Origin of the sequence: Streptomyces endophyticus (assembly GCF_035798155.1) — a bacterium.
Classification (GTDB): Bacteria; Actinomycetota; Actinomycetes; order Streptomycetales; family Streptomycetaceae; genus Streptomyces; species Streptomyces endophyticus.
In genome coordinates this window covers 1-14,612 of sequence record NZ_JAOZYC010000017.1, presented here as the reverse complement: position 1 = coordinate 14,612, position 14,612 = coordinate 1, and the positions used below count along the sequence as shown (strand labels likewise).

The 14,612-nt window shown below is 72.4% G+C and carries 15 protein-coding genes and 1 rRNA gene; 13 read left to right on the top strand and 3 right to left on the bottom strand.

Translation table 11 applies throughout. The features are described from left to right. The 3 genes from rrf to OKJ99_RS04410 form a co-directional block, all read left to right on the top strand. Window positions 1–75 (top strand): 5S ribosomal RNA (gene rrf, locus OKJ99_RS04420); the annotation flags it as partial. A gap of 281 nt (window positions 76–356) precedes the next feature. Beyond that, on the top strand, window positions 357–1,496 hold the full coding sequence (locus OKJ99_RS04415) for a hypothetical protein (protein WP_326014402.1): 1,140 nt from the start codon (window positions 357–359) through the stop codon (window positions 1,494–1,496). Beyond that, window positions 1,442–2,182 carry a tetratricopeptide repeat protein gene (locus OKJ99_RS04410; RefSeq protein ID WP_326014401.1) on the top strand — a complete coding sequence of 247 codons (741 nt, stop codon included), beginning with the start codon at window positions 1,442–1,444 and terminating at the stop codon, window positions 2,180–2,182. Before OKJ99_RS04415 ends, OKJ99_RS04410 begins: the two co-directional genes overlap by 55 nt. A gap of 63 nt (window positions 2,183–2,245) precedes the next feature. On the opposite strand, the gene OKJ99_RS04405 is transcribed toward OKJ99_RS04410, so the two are convergent. Continuing rightward, window positions 2,246–3,547 carry a DUF1015 domain-containing protein gene (locus tag OKJ99_RS04405; RefSeq protein ID WP_326014400.1) on the bottom strand — a complete coding sequence of 434 codons (1,302 nt, stop codon included), beginning with the start codon at window positions 3,545–3,547 and terminating at the stop codon, window positions 2,246–2,248. Window positions 3,548–3,619: 72 nt separating this feature from the next. On the opposite strand from OKJ99_RS04405, the gene OKJ99_RS04400 reads away from it, so the two are divergent. From OKJ99_RS04400 to OKJ99_RS04385, 4 genes are all read left to right on the top strand, one after another. Next, window positions 3,620–4,687 (top strand): HAD hydrolase-like protein, encoded by a 1,068-nt coding sequence (locus OKJ99_RS04400; RefSeq protein WP_326014399.1) that lies wholly within the window; start codon window positions 3,620–3,622, stop codon window positions 4,685–4,687. Between the two features lie 80 nt (window positions 4,688–4,767). Continuing rightward, window positions 4,768–5,814, top strand: coding sequence for a FecCD family ABC transporter permease (locus tag OKJ99_RS04395; protein ID WP_326014398.1), 1,047 nt, complete (start codon window positions 4,768–4,770; stop codon window positions 5,812–5,814). Next, window positions 5,811–6,881: a FecCD family ABC transporter permease gene (locus tag OKJ99_RS04390; protein ID WP_326014397.1), complete on the top strand. Its 1,071-nt coding sequence runs from the start codon at window positions 5,811–5,813 to the stop codon at window positions 6,879–6,881. The genes OKJ99_RS04395 and OKJ99_RS04390 overlap by 4 nt, the downstream gene beginning before the upstream one ends. Next, window positions 6,878–7,753, top strand: coding sequence for an ABC transporter ATP-binding protein (locus tag OKJ99_RS04385; RefSeq protein WP_326014396.1), 876 nt, complete (start codon window positions 6,878–6,880; stop codon window positions 7,751–7,753). Before OKJ99_RS04390 ends, OKJ99_RS04385 begins: the two co-directional genes overlap by 4 nt. On the opposite strand, the gene OKJ99_RS04380 is transcribed toward OKJ99_RS04385, so the two are convergent. Next, window positions 7,737–8,084 carry an SCP2 sterol-binding domain-containing protein gene (locus OKJ99_RS04380; protein WP_326014395.1) on the bottom strand — a complete coding sequence of 116 codons (348 nt, stop codon included), beginning with the start codon at window positions 8,082–8,084 and terminating at the stop codon, window positions 7,737–7,739. The genes OKJ99_RS04385 and OKJ99_RS04380 overlap by 17 nt on opposite strands. 42 nt (window positions 8,085–8,126) lie before the next feature. Between OKJ99_RS04380 and OKJ99_RS04375 the strand changes: the two genes are divergently transcribed. The 6 genes from OKJ99_RS04375 to OKJ99_RS04350 all read left to right on the top strand — a co-directional run bounded on the left by OKJ99_RS04375 (window position 8,127) and on the right by OKJ99_RS04350 (window position 14,179). Further along, window positions 8,127–8,411, top strand: coding sequence for a hypothetical protein (locus OKJ99_RS04375; protein ID WP_326014394.1), 285 nt, complete (start codon window positions 8,127–8,129; stop codon window positions 8,409–8,411). Window positions 8,412–8,417: 6 nt separating this feature from the next. Continuing rightward, window positions 8,418–9,233, top strand: a complete 816-nt coding sequence (locus OKJ99_RS04370; protein WP_326014393.1) for a TlyA family RNA methyltransferase — start codon at window positions 8,418–8,420, stop codon at window positions 9,231–9,233. Between the two features lie 14 nt (window positions 9,234–9,247). Next, window positions 9,248–10,159, top strand: coding sequence for an NAD kinase (locus OKJ99_RS04365; RefSeq protein ID WP_326014404.1), 912 nt, complete (start codon window positions 9,248–9,250; stop codon window positions 10,157–10,159). A gap of 136 nt (window positions 10,160–10,295) precedes the next feature. Further along, on the top strand, window positions 10,296–12,020 hold the full coding sequence (gene recN / locus OKJ99_RS04360) for a DNA repair protein RecN (protein ID WP_326014403.1): 1,725 nt from the start codon (window positions 10,296–10,298) through the stop codon (window positions 12,018–12,020). A gap of 80 nt (window positions 12,021–12,100) precedes the next feature. Continuing rightward, window positions 12,101–12,835, top strand: a complete 735-nt coding sequence (locus tag OKJ99_RS04355) for a hypothetical protein (RefSeq protein WP_326014392.1) — start codon at window positions 12,101–12,103, stop codon at window positions 12,833–12,835. A gap of 213 nt (window positions 12,836–13,048) precedes the next feature. Then, on the top strand, window positions 13,049–14,179 hold the full coding sequence (locus OKJ99_RS04350; protein ID WP_326014391.1) for a glycosyltransferase family 4 protein: 1,131 nt from the start codon (window positions 13,049–13,051) through the stop codon (window positions 14,177–14,179). Between the two features lie 9 nt (window positions 14,180–14,188). Here the strand turns inward: OKJ99_RS04350 and OKJ99_RS04345 are convergent. Beyond that, the coding region (locus OKJ99_RS04345) for a PucR family transcriptional regulator (protein ID WP_326014390.1) at window positions 14,189–14,612 on the bottom strand (424 nt) is incomplete at its 5' end.

Sequence of the window (14,612 nt, the reverse complement as noted above, 5' to 3'; positions counted from 1 at the left end):
AACCCGGAAGCTAAGCCTCATAGCGCCGATGGTACTGCAGGGGGGACCCTGTGGGAGAGTAGGACGCCGCCGAACTATTTTTGAGAGGACCCTTGGTCCCGGCACACATGCTGGGGACCAAGGGTCCTTTTTGTATTTCCAGAGCTTTTCTCGGAGCGCGCCGGCACCCCGGTTGCGCGAGAATGACTGCGGTACCGAAGACAGGAGTCAACCGATGGCCACCAACTCTCCCGATGAGCGACCGGAGCGCGATCAGCGCCGACGGGACAGTGGTGACCGGGGGGACCGGGGCGGGTTCCGCGGCAACAGCGGCGCCCCGCGTCGGGAGGGCGACCGCGAGCGTCCTCCGTTCCGCCGTGACGACCGTCGCGATGACCGGGATCGTGGTCCGCGTCGGGACGACCGTGACCGTGGGCCGCGTCGTGACGACCGTCGGGACGACAACCGCGGTGGCGGTTTCCGTCGGGACGATCGACGTGATGACCGGGATCGTGGGCCGCGTCGTGATGATCGGCGTGATGACAACCGTGGTGGCGGTTTCCGCCGCGATGACCGCCCGGGCGACCGTCGGGACGACAACCGTGGCGGTGGCTTCCGCCGTGACGATCGTCGCGATGACCGTTCGCACGGTGATCGGGACCGGGATCGTGGGCCGCGTCGTGATGACCGGCGCGACGACAACCGCGGTGGCGGCTTCCGCCGCGACGACCGTGGGCGTGCGCCTGCTCGTGATGACCGGCGTGATGACAACCGTGGTGGCGGTTTCCGTCGCGATGACCGCCCGGGCGACCGTGGGCGTGCGCCTGCTCGTGACGATCGCCGCGATGACAACCGTGGCGGTGGCTTCCGTCGGGACGATCGTCGCGACGACCGGGATCGTGGGCCGCGTCGTGACGATCGTCGGGACGACAACCGTGGTGGCGGTTTCCGCCGCGATGACCGGCGTGATGACAACCGTGGTGGTGGCTTCCGTCGCGATGACCGGCCGGGCGACCGGGATCGTGGGCCGCGTCGTGATGACCGGCGTGATGACAACCGTGGTGGCGGTTTCCGCCGTGACGATCGGCGCGACGACAACCGCGGCGGTGGCTTCCGCCGCGATGACCGGCCGGGCGACCGGGATCGTGGGCCGCGTCGTGATGACCGTCGGGACGACAACCGTGGTGGTGGTTTCCGCCGCGATGATCGGCGTGATGACAACCGCGGTGGTGGCTTCCGCCGTGACGACCGGCGTGACGACCGTGGGCGTGCGCCCGGTCGTGATGACCGGGGTGGGCGTCCTGGGGGGTTCCGTGGGCGCGATGACCGGCGGGACGACAGGCGGGACGACCGCCGTGACGACCGGAGTGGTGGGTCGCGGTTCCGGGACGACCGGGATCGCGAGCCGATCAAGCGGCTGCCGATTCCGGAGGACGTCTCCGGCGCCGAGCTCGACAAGAGCGTGCAGCAGGAGCTTCAGTCCCTGCCGAGGGGGCTCGCCGAGGATGTCGCCATGAACCTGGTGATGGTGGCCCGGCTGATCGACGAGGACCCGGAGACCGCGTACGCGTACTCCAGGATCGCGCTGCGTCTCGCGTCGCGCGTCGCTGCCGTGCGGGAGGCCGCCGGGTTCGCCGCGTACGGGAACCAGAAGTACAGCGAGGCGCTCGCCGAGTTCCGGGCCGCCCGACGGATGACCGGAAGCGCGGAGCTGTGGCCGCTCATGGCCGACTGCGAGCGTGGGCTCGGGCGTCCTGAGAAGGCGCTGGACATGGCCGGCGCCCCCGAGGTGTCGAAGCTGGACAAGGCCGGGCAGGTCGAGATGCGGCTCGTGGCCGCCGGTGCGCGACGCGACATGGGGCAGCTGGACGCCGCCATCGTGACGCTGCAGAGCCCCGAGCTCGCCTCGAACGCCACCCAGCCGTGGACCGCGCGCCTGCGCTACGCGTACGCCGACGCACTGCTGGAGGCCGGGCGCGAGGACGAGGCGCGGGAGTGGTTCGCCAAGGCCCTCGAGTCCGACAAGGAGGGCAGCACGGACGCGTCCGACCGGCTCGCCGAGCTGGACGGTGTCGAGTTCGTGGACGCCTTTGACGACAGTGCCGAGGACGGCGCCCCGGCGCCTGAGGGCGACAGCGACAACGACGGCGACAGCGGCAGTGACAGCGCTGACGCCGAGCGCGAAGGGCGCGACGAGCGGTAGAGCGTGAGATCACGAACGGGCGGGCTCCCTCCAAGGGAGCCCGCCCGTTCGTCATTTCAGTTCTCAGTCGTCCGTCAGCGTGCGCAGCACCAGGCCCGTGGCCGGCTTGGGGCCGAACGACGTGGACTTGCGGGGCATCGTCACGCCCTGGCGGGCCAGCTCGCGGACGACCTCCTCGCGGACCGGGTGCATCAGGACCGCCGTCCCGCCGTCGCGGCGCGCCTTGTCGACCGTCGCCTGCGTGTCGTGGATGTACGTGACGTCGGCGGGGGAGTCCTCCGGGATGCCCCAGACGTCGCCGAGGAGCGTGGAGTGCAGCACCGTGGCGTCGAGGGTGCGCCAGGCCTCGGGGCGATCGGCCGGGATCGTACGGTCCAGGATCGCCGGGTCGGGGCGGTCCAGGAGGTGGTACGTGTCCTCGGTGCCGGTGAGGAGGAAGGCGTTGCCGTGGGACGACGCCTGTGCCAGGGCCTCCATCGCGTGCGGAAGCGGGCCCGTGACCTCGCGTACGCGGAAGTGGGGGCGGGCCGCCGCGAGTGCCCGGTCGAGGGGGAGGCGGCCGAGGAGGCGGTGGATGGCGCGGACCTGGAGGGGGTAGCGGGCCGTGTCGACCAGGAGGACCAGGCCGTAGTCCCAGGGGGTGCGGCCCGGCGAGGTGTGTTCGGAGCGCAGGCGCAGATAGGTGGCCCAGCGGTGGTGACCGTCCGCGATCAGCGCCTGGTGGGTGGCGAGGCCGTCCTGGATCCGGCGCTGGTCCGCGGGGTCCGTGAGCGCCCAGAGGCGGTGGCTGTAGCCGTCCTCGGTGGTCGTGGCGAGGAGCGGGGCGCGCTGGACCGTGTGTTCGATGACGGCGGTGGCGCCGGTCGCGTTGCCGTTGCCCCGGTAGGTCAGCAGGAGCGGTTCGAGGTTCGCGGCCGTCGTGCGCATCAGTCCTGCCCGGTCCTCGACCACATGCGGCATGACGTCCTCGTGGGGGAGGACCACACCTTCTGAGGCCTCGGAGAGGTGGAGGGCGCCGATGATGCCGCGCTGCAGCATGTCGCCCTTTCGCTGCTCGTATACGTAGAACGCGGGTTCGGCGTCGGGGGCGAGGACGCCCTCGGCGAGCCAGCGGTGCAGGGTGGCGGCCGCCAGCTCGTTGCGGGTCCGGGGCTCCACGGCCTGCGGCAGGATCAGGCGGACGATGTTGTGCGGGTCCGCGTTCTCCAGGTGCAGCAGGCCGTCGGGCCGTACGACCACGTCGTACGGTGGCGAGGTCACGGCGGCGAGGCTGCCGACCTGTTCGGGGACGTAGCGGACGCCCCTGAACGGGATCAGGTCCAGGCCGTTGCTGCCCGACTGTGCCGTGCGACCTGCAGTGTTCATCCCCGCATCGTACGAGTGTCAGTGCCGTGGGGGATGATCGGGGCAGTGGGATCGAGCGAGGAGAGATGCGGAATGAGCCAGGGCCACAGTGCGAGCGGGACGGCCGACGGTGGGGCCCGGGTGCGGCCCGGTGGCAGTGCGCCGGCGTTGAGCGAGGCGTACGACACGGCGCTGCTGGATCTCGACGGGGTCGTGTACGCGGGCGGGCAGGCCATCGCGCATGCCGTCGAGTCGCTCGCGGTGGCGCGCGGCGGCGGGATGGGGCTCGCGTATGTCACGAACAACGCGCTGCGTACGCCGGACGCCGTGGCCGAGCATCTGACCGAGCTCGGGATCCCGACCGGGGCCGCCGATGTCATCACGTCGGCGCAGGCCGTCGCGCGGCTCATCAGCGAGCAAGTGCCCGAAGGGGCGCGGGTGTTGGTGATCGGGGGCGAAGGGCTGCGGGTGGCTCTGCGGGAGCGCGGGCTCGTGCCCGTGGACTCCGCCGACGAGGACCCGGCCGCCGTGGCGCAGGGGTACGGCGGGCCGGACATGGCGTGGGGGCGGTTCGCGGAGGCCTGCTACGGGATCGCGCGCGGTGTGCCCTGGTTCGCCTCCAATACCGACCTGACGATTCCGAGTGCGCGCGGGATCGCGCCGGGGAACGGGGCGGCGGTGGAGGTCGTCCGGATCGCGACGGGTGCCGAGCCGCAGATCGCCGGGAAGCCGTTGCCGCCGATGCACCGGGAGACGGTTCTGCGGACCGGTGCGAAGACCCCGCTGGTGGTGGGTGACCGGCTCGACACGGACATCGAAGGGGCGTTCAACGGGGGCGTGGATTCGCTGCTCGTGCTGACCGGTGTCACCGATGCCGCGCAGCTGCTCGCGGCGCCTCCGCAGCACCGGCCCACGTATGTGGACGTGGATCTGCGGGGCCTGCTCACCGGGCAGCCGGAGGTCGAGGAAGTCCAGGGCGGTGACGGCGGGTTCCGGTGCGGGGGCTGGACCGCGCTCGCCGGGGACGGGGAGTTGCGCCTTGAGGGGGACGGCGACGCGATCGACGGGCTGCGGGCGCTGTGCGGGGCGGCGTGGAGCGCGGCCGGGGACGGGGTGTGCGAGCTGGACACCGGGAAGGTGGTGGCACGATTGGGGCTGTAGGTGGATTGCCCAAGGTCGATTGCCCAAGGCGGGGCAGGCCGGGGATGTGGAGAAATCGCAGGGTAGGCTAACCTAACCTGGTGTTGGTCGACAGTCCTCCCGAAGCCAGCGCGGTGACCGCTCCCGCGCCCCCCGACCGCCGTGCGGTGATACGCACCGTCGGGCTGCTCGTGTCTGTCCTGGTGCTGGTGGCCGTCCTTGTGGCGAGCATCGCCGTGGGCGCCAAACCGCTCTCCCTGGACCAGGTCTGGCACGGCCTGTTCCAGGACACCGGGAACTACGCGGACGTGGTCGTCGGTGAGCGTGTGTCGCGCACCCTGCTCGGCCTGCTGGCCGGAATCGCGCTCGGCCTCGCCGGCGCCCTCCTGCAGGCACTGACCCGCAACCCCCTCGCCGACCCCGGCATCCTCGGCATCAACATGGGCGCCTCGGCCGCCGTCGTCTCCGCCATCAGCTTCTTCGGGGTGACCTCGCTCAGCGGCTACGTATGGTTCGCCTTCGCGGGCGCCGCCGCCGTGGGTGTCCTCGTCTACGCGCTCGGCGGCACCCGCAACGCGACGCCCGTGCGGCTCGCGCTCGCCGGTACCGCGATCAACGCGGCGCTCTCCGGCTATCTCTACGCGGTGATGATCACCGACGACATGGCCCTGAACCGGATGCGGTTCTGGCAGGTCGGCTCGCTGGCCACGTCCACCATGCACACCATCGAGCAGGTGTGGCCGTTCATCGCCGTCGGCGCCGTCCTCGCGCTGCTCCTCTCCCGCCCGCTCAACGCCATGGCCATGGGCGACGACACCGCCCGCGCGCTCGGCGCCCACCTCGGCCGCACCCGCGCCCTGAGCATGATCGCCGCGACGCTGCTGTGCGGGGCGGCCACCGCGGCCTGCGGTCCGATCGCCTTCGTCGGCCTGATGGTGCCGCACATGGTGCGCTCGTTCACCGGGCCCGACATGCGCTGGATCATGCCGTACGCGGCGATCCTCTCGCCCGTGCTGCTGCTCGGCGCCGACGTCATCGGCCGGATCGTGGCCCGCCCCTCCGAGCTCCAGGTCGGCATCGTCACGGCCGTCATCGGCGCGCCGGTCTTCATCGTGCTCGTACGTCGCCGAAGGATGGCCCAGCTGTGAACGCGACCGAGACCCGTACCAAGAAGCTCGGGCCCAAGACCAAGGCGATACGCACCCCGGGTGGCCTCTCCGTCCGGCTCGACGTCCGCTCGCTCCTCGTCGTCGCCGTCCTCCTCGTGGCGGCGCTCGCCGCGAGCGTCTTCCTCATCGGCACCGGTGACTTCCCGATCCCGGTCTCCGACGTGCTGCGCACCCTCGTGGGCAACGGGGACGCTGGGCAGGAATTCATCATCAACGACCTGCGCCTCCCGCGGGTCCTCGTCGGCCTCCTCGTCGGCGCCGCGCTCGGCCTGTCCGGCGCGCTCTTCCAGTCCGTGTCCCGCAATCCGCTGGGCAGCCCCGACGTGCTCGGCCTCGGGCAGGGCTCGACCGCGGGCGCGCTCGTGATGATCGTGATCTTCGGGGGCAGCGCAACGCAGGTCGCACTCGGCGCGCTCGTCGGCGGGCTCGTCACCGGGGTCGCGATCTACGTCCTCGCGTGGAAGCGGGGCGTGCACGGCTACCGGCTCGTCCTCGTCGGCATCGGCGTCTCCGCGTTCGTGACCGCGATCAACGGCTATCTGCTCACGAAGGCCGACTTCGTGGACGCCGCCCGCGCCACCGTGTGGATGACCGGCTCCCTCAACGGTCGCGACTGGACGCAGGTCTGGCCGCTGCTGATCATGTTCGTCGTGCTGATCCCGGTCGTCGCCGCGTGCGGGCGTCCGCTGCGAATGCTGGAGATGGGCGACGACGCGGCGGGCGGCCTCGGCGTGCGGGTCGAGCGGACCAGGCTGCTGCTGCTCACGGCCTCCGTCGTGCTGACCGCCGCCGCCACGGCGGCCGCGGGCCCCGTCACCTTCGTGGCGCTGACCGCGCCGCAGATCGCCCGGCGGCTTACCAAGTCGCCGGGGCCGAACCTGGCGGCGTCGACGATCCTGGGCGCGGCCCTGCTGATCGTCGCCGACCTGGTCTCGCAGCGGGCGTTCGGCGCCGACCAGCTGCCCGTCGGCGTGGTCACCGGCGTCGTCGGCGGCATCTATCTCCTGTGGCTGCTGGTCACTGAGCGGAAGGCGGGGCGGATATGACCTCGCGCGGCCCGCACACGCCCCGCCCATCTCGTACGAACCAAAGGAGCACCGCAGTGAACAGGCTGATAGCCGACGACGTGACCCTCGGATACGACCAGCGCGTCATCGCCGAGAAGCTGTCGGTGGAGATCCCCGACAACTCGTTCACGGTGATCGTCGGCCCGAACGCCTGCGGCAAGTCCACGCTGCTGCGCGCCCTGTCGCGGATGCTCAAGCCGAGCGCGGGCCGCGTCCTGCTCGACGGCGGCGTCATCCAGTCGATGCCCGCCAAGAAGGTCGCCAAGACGCTCGGCCTGCTGCCGCAGTCGTCCGTCGCGCCCGACGGCATCACCGTCGGCGACCTCGTCGCCCGCGGCCGCTACCCGCACCAGGGGCTGCTGCGCCAGTGGTCCTCCGACGACGAGCGGATCGTCCAGGAGTCGATGGGTTCGACCGGCGTCGCCGAGCTCGCCGAGCGGTACGTCGACGAGCTCTCCGGCGGCCAGCGCCAGCGCGTGTGGATCGCGATGGCGCTCGCCCAGCAGACCCCGCTGCTGCTGCTCGACGAGCCGACCACGTACCTCGACATCCAGCACCAGATCGACGTCCTCGATCTCTGCGCCGAGCTGCACGAGGAGCAGGGACGCACGCTCGTCGCCGTCCTGCACGACCTCAACCACGCGGCCCGCTACGCCACCCACCTCATCGCCCTGCGCGACGGAGCGGTGATCGCCGAGGGCGCGCCCAAGGACATCGTCACCGCCGAGCTCGTCGAGCAGCTCTTCGGCATGAAGTGCCAGGTCATCGACGACCCGGAGACCGGGACCCCGCTGGTCGTGCCGGCCGCGCGGAAGGCGCGCCGCAAGGAGGTCGCTACAGCAGCGTCCTGAGCCGCAGCAGATCGCGGAACGAGGCTTCGAGCCTGACGCGTCCCGCTGCCCACGCCTTCGCGAAGTTCAGCTCGCCGTCGACCATCGCCACCAGGTCGTCCCCGGCCATCGCGAGCCGGATCTGCGCCTTCTCGGCCGGCGGTCCGGGGCGGGTGTCGAGGACCTCGATCCGGCCGTCCTTGAGTCGGCCGGAAAACGTCACGTCGAGGTCGGTGATGCGGCAGCTCAGCGAGCGGTCCAGGGCCGCGGCCGTGCGCACGTCCCCGTCGGCCCCCGCCATGTTGTCCGAGAGTTTGTCGAGCGCCGCCCGGCACTCCTCAGTCGTCGCCATCGTGATCGACGGTACACCGGCGCTTCGGGGTAGCGTCGGGGCATGAGCGAGACGCCCACCGAGCCCACCGACGTGCCCGAACCGGCAGCGGACCCCGCAGCGGAGCCCTCGTACGACCCCGCGGCCCCCGCCCCGCTCGGCATCGAGCGCACCCCCACGGGCAACGCCGAGGTGGACGCGCAGCTGGAGCGGCTCGGCGATGTGGACCACCTCGCCGCGGACGGGCACGCAGAGGTGTACGAGGATGTACATCAGGGGCTGCGGAACGCGCTGACCGCGCTGGACGCACACCCGACTTCCCCGTCTCCGTACGACAACAGGAGCTGAACCACCGTGGCAGGTGTGGCACGTCGCCGCCTCGACGCCGAACTCGTCAACCGCAAGCTGGCCCGCTCGCGCGAGCACGCCAGTCAGCTGATCGCCGCGGGCCGGGTCAGCGTGAGCAAGATCGTCGCGACCAAGCCCGCGACACAGGTGGACACGGGTGTGTCGATCATCGTCGCCGCGGACGACAGCGTCCCCGACTACGTCTCGCGCGGCGGGCACAAGCTCGCGGGCGCGCTGGAGGCGTTCGGTCCGCAGGGGCTCGAGGTCAAGGGGCGCAGGGCGCTCGACGCGGGGGCTTCCACCGGTGGCTTCACCGATGTGCTGCTGCGGGCCGGGGTCGCGCACGTCGTCGCCGTCGACGTCGGCTACGGGCAACTCGCGTGGTCACTGCAGAGCGATGAACGCGTCACCGTCAAGGACCGTACGAACGTACGCGAATTGACGTTGGAGGCGATCGATGACGTACCCGTGGACATCGTGGTCGGAGACCTGTCCTTTATCCCGCTCGGCCTTGTGCTGCCCGCCCTCGCGCGCTGCGCGGCACCGGAGGCGGATCTCGTGCTGATGGTCAAGCCGCAGTTCGAGGTGGGCAAGGAGCGGCTCGGCAGCGGAGGCGTCGTACGCAGCCCGGAACTGCGGGCCGAGGCGGTGCGCAAGGTCGCCGAGCAGGCATGGAAGCTCGGATACGGCGTGCGCGGGGTGACCGCGAGCCCCCTGCCGGGACCGTCCGGGAACGTCGAGTACTTTCTGTGGCTGCGTGCCGGGGCGGATCAGCTCGACCCGGCCGACGTTGATCGCGCCGTGGCGGAGGGCCCCCGTTGACAAAGCCGAATCAGTTGCCGCAGACCCGGGCTCGGACGGTGTTCCTGCTCGCCCACACGGGCCGGCCCGCCGCGATCCGCAGCGCCGAACTCGTCGTGCAGGGGCTCCTGCGCAGCGGCCTCGGCGTGCGGGTCCTGGAGACGGAGGCGCAGGACCTGCCGCTGCCCGACACCGTGGAACTGGTGAAGGAGTCGGAGGCGACCCCGGCCTGTCTCGACGGCTGTGAGCTGCTCATCGTGCTCGGCGGGGACGGGACGCTGCTGCGCGGCGCCGAGTTCGCGCGGGCGTCCGGGGTGCCGATGCTCGGGGTGAACCTGGGCCGCGTCGGCTTCCTCGCGGAGGCGGAGCGCGACGACCTGGACAAGGTCGTCGACCGCGTCGTCACCAAGGAGTACGAGGTCGAGGAGCGCATGACGATCGATGTCGCCGTGCACCGCAACGGCGACGTCGTGCACCGGGACTGGGCGCTCAACGAGGCGGCCGTCCAGAAGATCGAGCCCGAGCGGATGCTCGAGGTCGTGCTGGAGATCGACGGTCGGCCGGTCACCGGCTTCGGGTGCGACGGGATCGTGTGCGCCACCCCGACCGGGTCGACCGCCTACGCGTTCTCCGCCGGTGGTCCCGTGGTGTGGCCCGAGGTCGAGGCGCTGCTCATGGTGCCGATCAGCGCGCACGCCCTGTTCGCGAAGCCGCTCGTCACCTCGCCGGATTCGGTGCTCGCCGTCGAGGTGCAGCAGCACACGCCGCACGGCGTGCTGTGGTGCGACGGGCGGCGGACCGTGGAGCTGCCGCCGGGCGCGCGGATCGAGGTGCGCAGGGGCGAGGTGCCGGTCCGGCTCGCCCGGCTGCACCACGCGGTGTTCACCGACCGGCTCGTGGCCAAGTTCGCGCTCCCGGTCGCCGGGTGGCGCGGCGCCCCGCAGTGACCGGCACGTTCGAGTGACGGTGGCGTGAAGGTTTGTCGCCGTATCCGCCCTCCGACCTGCGGAATCGAGGGAGGGGGTCGGGGTCCGTCGCACGGATGGCCTCCGACCTCGTAAGGTCAGAGGCGTGTTGGAGGAGATGCGGATACGGTCGCTCGGAGTCATCGACGATGCCGTGGTCGAGCTTTCGCCCGGCTTCACGGCGGTCACCGGTGAGACGGGCGCGGGCAAGACCATGGTCGTCACCAGTCTCGGCTTGCTGCTCGGCGGGCGCGCCGACCCTGCGCTCGTACGGATCGGGGCGAAGAACGCCGTGGTCGAGGGGCGCATCGCCGTGCCCGCCGACTCGGGCGCGCGCGGGCGGGCCGAGGAGGCCGGGGCCGAGCTCGAGGACGGGGTGCTGCTGCTCAGTCGCACGGTGTCCGCCGAGGGGCGCTCCCGGGCGTACCTGGGTGGGCGGTCCGTGCCGGTGGGTGTGCTGGGCGAGCTGGCCGACGAACTGGTCGCCGTGCACGGCCAGACCGACCAGCAGGGGCTGCTGAAGCTCGGCAGGCAGCGGCAGGCGCTCGACCGGTACGCGGGGGACGCCGTCGCGGCGCCACTCGCCAAGTACGGAGCCGTCTACAAGCGGCTGAGGGCCGTCGGCGCCGAGCTGGACGAGATCACCACGCGCGCCCGTGAGCGGGCGCAGGAGGCGGATCTGCTGCGCTTCGGGCTCGACGAGATCGGCGCCGTGGAGCCCAGGGCCGGCGAGGACGTGGAGCTGGCCGAGGAGGCCTCCCGGCTGGGCCACGCGGAGGCGCTCGCCTCGGCGGCGGCCGCCGCGCACGCCGCGCTCGCAGGGAACCCCGAGGACCCGGAGGGCGTCGACGCGCAAACGCTGGTCGGCGGCGCGCACCGGGCCCTGGAGGCCGTGCGCTCCCACGACTCGGCGCTCGGCACGCTCGCGGAGCGGATCGGCGAGGTGCAGATCCTGCTCACCGATGTCGCCGCCGAACTCGCGGGCTACTCGGACGACTTGGACGCCGACCCGCTGCGGCTGTCCGCGGTGGAGGAGCGGCGGGCCGCGCTCACGGCGCTCACCCGCAAGTACGGCGAGGACGTGACGGCGGTGCTGGCCTGGGCCGAGACGAGCGCCGCGCGCCTTCTCGAACTCGACGGCGACGACGAGCGGATCGACGGGCTGACCGCGGAGCGCGAGTCGCTCCGCGGCGAACTGGGCGTACTGGCACAGGAACTGACGCACGCGCGCGTGGAGGCGGCCGACCGCTTCGCCGCCGCGGTGACCGAGGAACTCTCCTCGCTCGCGATGCCGCACGCTCGGGTCTCCTTCGACATCCGGCAGACCGAGACGGACGCGGCCGACGGCGTCGAGGTCGACGGCAGGAACGTGGCCTGCGGCCCCAAGGGCGTGGACGAGGTCGAGCTGCTGCTCGCCCCGCACCCCGGCGCGCCGCCCCGGCCCATCGCGAAGGGCGCGTCCGGCGGTGAGCTGTCGCGAGTGATGCTCGCCGTGGAGGTCGTCTTCGCGGGCAACGATCCGGTACCTACGTATCTCTTCGACGAGGTCGACGCCGGCGTGGGCGGCAAGGCCGCCGTCGAGATCGGCAGGCGCCTCGCCAAGCTCGCCAGGTCGGCGCAGGTCGTGGTCGTCACGCACCTGCCGCAGGTCGCCGCGTTCGCCGACCGTCAGCTCCTGGTCGAGAAGACCAACGACGGCTCCGTGACGAGCTCCGGTGTGACGGTGCTCGAAGGGGAGGACCGGGTGCGGGAGTTGTCGCGGATGCTCGCGGGTCAGGAGGACTCGGAGACGGCGCGGGCGCATGCGGAGGAGTTGCTCTCGGCTGCGAGGTCGGACGCGTGAGGTTTTCGTCGCGGTGGGGCGTCCGCCGGTCGCGGGGCTCTGCCCCGGACCCCGCGGCCTCTCGTCCGAAGAGCGGGCTGATGGGTCCTGCCGTTCTCGCCGCGGGCGTCACCCGGGGTGTGCTCGGTGTTCTGCGGCATGTGAAGCCCGAAGGCGTCGGGGAGCGGAAGAACTACGCGGGGCGGACCGTCGACCTGTGTCCGGGGCCCGCCGCGACGGTGGGTGCGGTGGCGGGTGCCCTCCTTGCCGAGCCGGAGGTGAGGGGCGCCGCGGTGCTCGCCACGCTCGTGGCCGGGGCCTGCGGCGGATACGACGACGTGGCGGGGCGCGCCGACCCGCGGCGCGGCTTCCGGGCGCATCTGGGCGCGCTGCGGGACGGCGAACTCACCAGCGGCGCGGTGAAGTTGTTCGGCATCTCGGCGGCGGGCCTGGCCGCGGGCGCACTGCTCAAGCGGCGGCCCGTCGACAAGGCGCTCGCCGGCGTCGTCATCGCGGGCACCGCGCACTTCGTCAACCTCGTCGACGTACGACCGGGGCGCGCGGCCCAAGTCGCCCTGGCACTCGGCGTTCCGGGGCTGCTGCGCGGCTCGCTCGCCGCCGCGCCGATGGGCGCCGCCGCTGCCGTACTGCCCGACGATCTCGCCGAGCGCGGGATGCTCGGCGACGCGGGCGCGCACGCGCTCGGTGCCGCCGTCGGCGTCGCCATCGTCGCGGGGAACGGGCGGCCCGGCCTGGTGGCGCACGCCGCCGGGCTCGTCGCCGCGACCGTGTACGGGGACCGGGTCAGCGCGCTGGCCCAGGGCCCGCTTACGTAAGCATCGGGCCTCTCAACTCACCCATGTGGGTGGTCCGGTGTGCCGTGTTGCCCAGGCCTGAGCGGTGGGGGACGGCGTCCGGTGCCGGAATGTCGGTACGGACTGGCATCCTGGGGGACCGACGGTATACGTATCCCTGAGCCCGTACTCTCCGTATACCTAACCCCTTCCGTACCTACCGAGTTCGCCGACACCCCTCAGGAGCCCGGCCGCGTGAGCCACCCCAGCAGCCCGTCAGCACACGGACAGCCGACGCTGCGCACCGTGCAGGTGCTGGGCGGCGGCAGTGCGGGCAGCAGCGCCCATGTCCGGTCCCTGACCGCGGGGTTGGTGGCCCGCGGGGTACGTGTCACGGTGTGCGCGCCGACGGAGGCCGAGCGGGCGTACGGGTTCGAGGACGCGGGCGCGCACCACCTTCCGGTGCCGCGCCGCAGCGACCCGGCGTCCGTCGCCGCGCTCCGCGTCGCCTGCACCGACGCCGACCTCGTGCACGCGCACGGACTGCACGCCGCGCTGCGCGCCTCCCTCGCGCTCAGCGGTCGCCGCGTCCCGCTCGTCGTCACCTGGCACACCCGCTCGTACGCCGAGGGGGCCCGCGCCCACCTGCTGCGCGTGCTGGAGCGGCGCGTGGCCAGGGCGGCGTCCGTCGTCCTCGGGACCTCGTCCGACCTGGTGGACCGGGCGCGGGCGCGCGGCGCGCGGGACGCCCGGCTCGCCGCGGTGTCCTTCCCCGCGCCGCGCGGACCGCTCCCGGAGGGCGAGGAGGCCGAGCGCACCCGCAGCAAGACCCGGGCCGAACTCGGCTGTGTGGACCGGCCGTTGCTGATGGCCGTCGGCAGCCTGGAGCGGCACCGCGGCTACGACATGCTGCTCGACGCCGCGCACGCGCTGCTCGGGCTCGACCCCGTGCCGCTGCTTGTGATCGCGGGGGAGGGGCCCGAGCGTCCCGCGCTCCAGCGGCGCATCGAGAGCGAGGGCCTGCCGGTGCGGCTCGCGGGCCGCCGGGCCGACGTCGCCGAACTGCTGCACGCCGCCGATGTCGCGGTGCTGCCCAGCAGTTGGGAGTCCCGCTCGCTGCTCGCGCAGGAGGCGCTGCACGCGCGCGTCCCCCTCGTGGCGACGGATGTCGGCGGCATCCCCGAACTGGTCGGGGACGGCGCTGAGTTGGTCCCCTACGGAGACGCGCCCGCGCTCGCCCGTGCCGTGGAGGGGCTCCTCGCCGACCCGCAGCGGCGGGACCGGCTCAAGGAGCGCGGCGCCGCGCAGGCGGCGTCCTGGCCGACCGAGGACGCGACGGTCGCCCAAGTGCTCAGCGTCTACGACGAGTTGACGGGCTTTCACTGAGCCCTTCGGTCAGGAAGGCGCGTGCCGCCGCGCGCGCAGGGCCAGGCTCAGCGCGAGCACCGTTTGCGGATCGTCCAGGTCCGTGCCGAGCAACTCGCCTATCCGCGCGAGGCGGTTGTAGAGCGTCTGCCGGTTCAGATGGAGTTCGCGCGCCGTCTCTGCCTTGCGGCCCGCGTGCGCCAGGTAGGTCTGGAGCGTGGGCAGCAGCGGCGGCTTCGCCCGTCTGTCGTGCTCCTGGAGCGGGCCGATCGCGCGCTCCACGAACGCCGCCAGGTCCGGATGGTCCCGCAGCCGCCACAGCAGCAGGTCGATGTCGAGGCGCCGCGCGTCGAACCACGGCCGGTCGTCCAGGCCCTGCGCCATCTCGCCGCCACGGGTGACACAGGTACGGTCACGGCCACTGGGGACACCGTCACCGTGCGGGTCTCTGCAC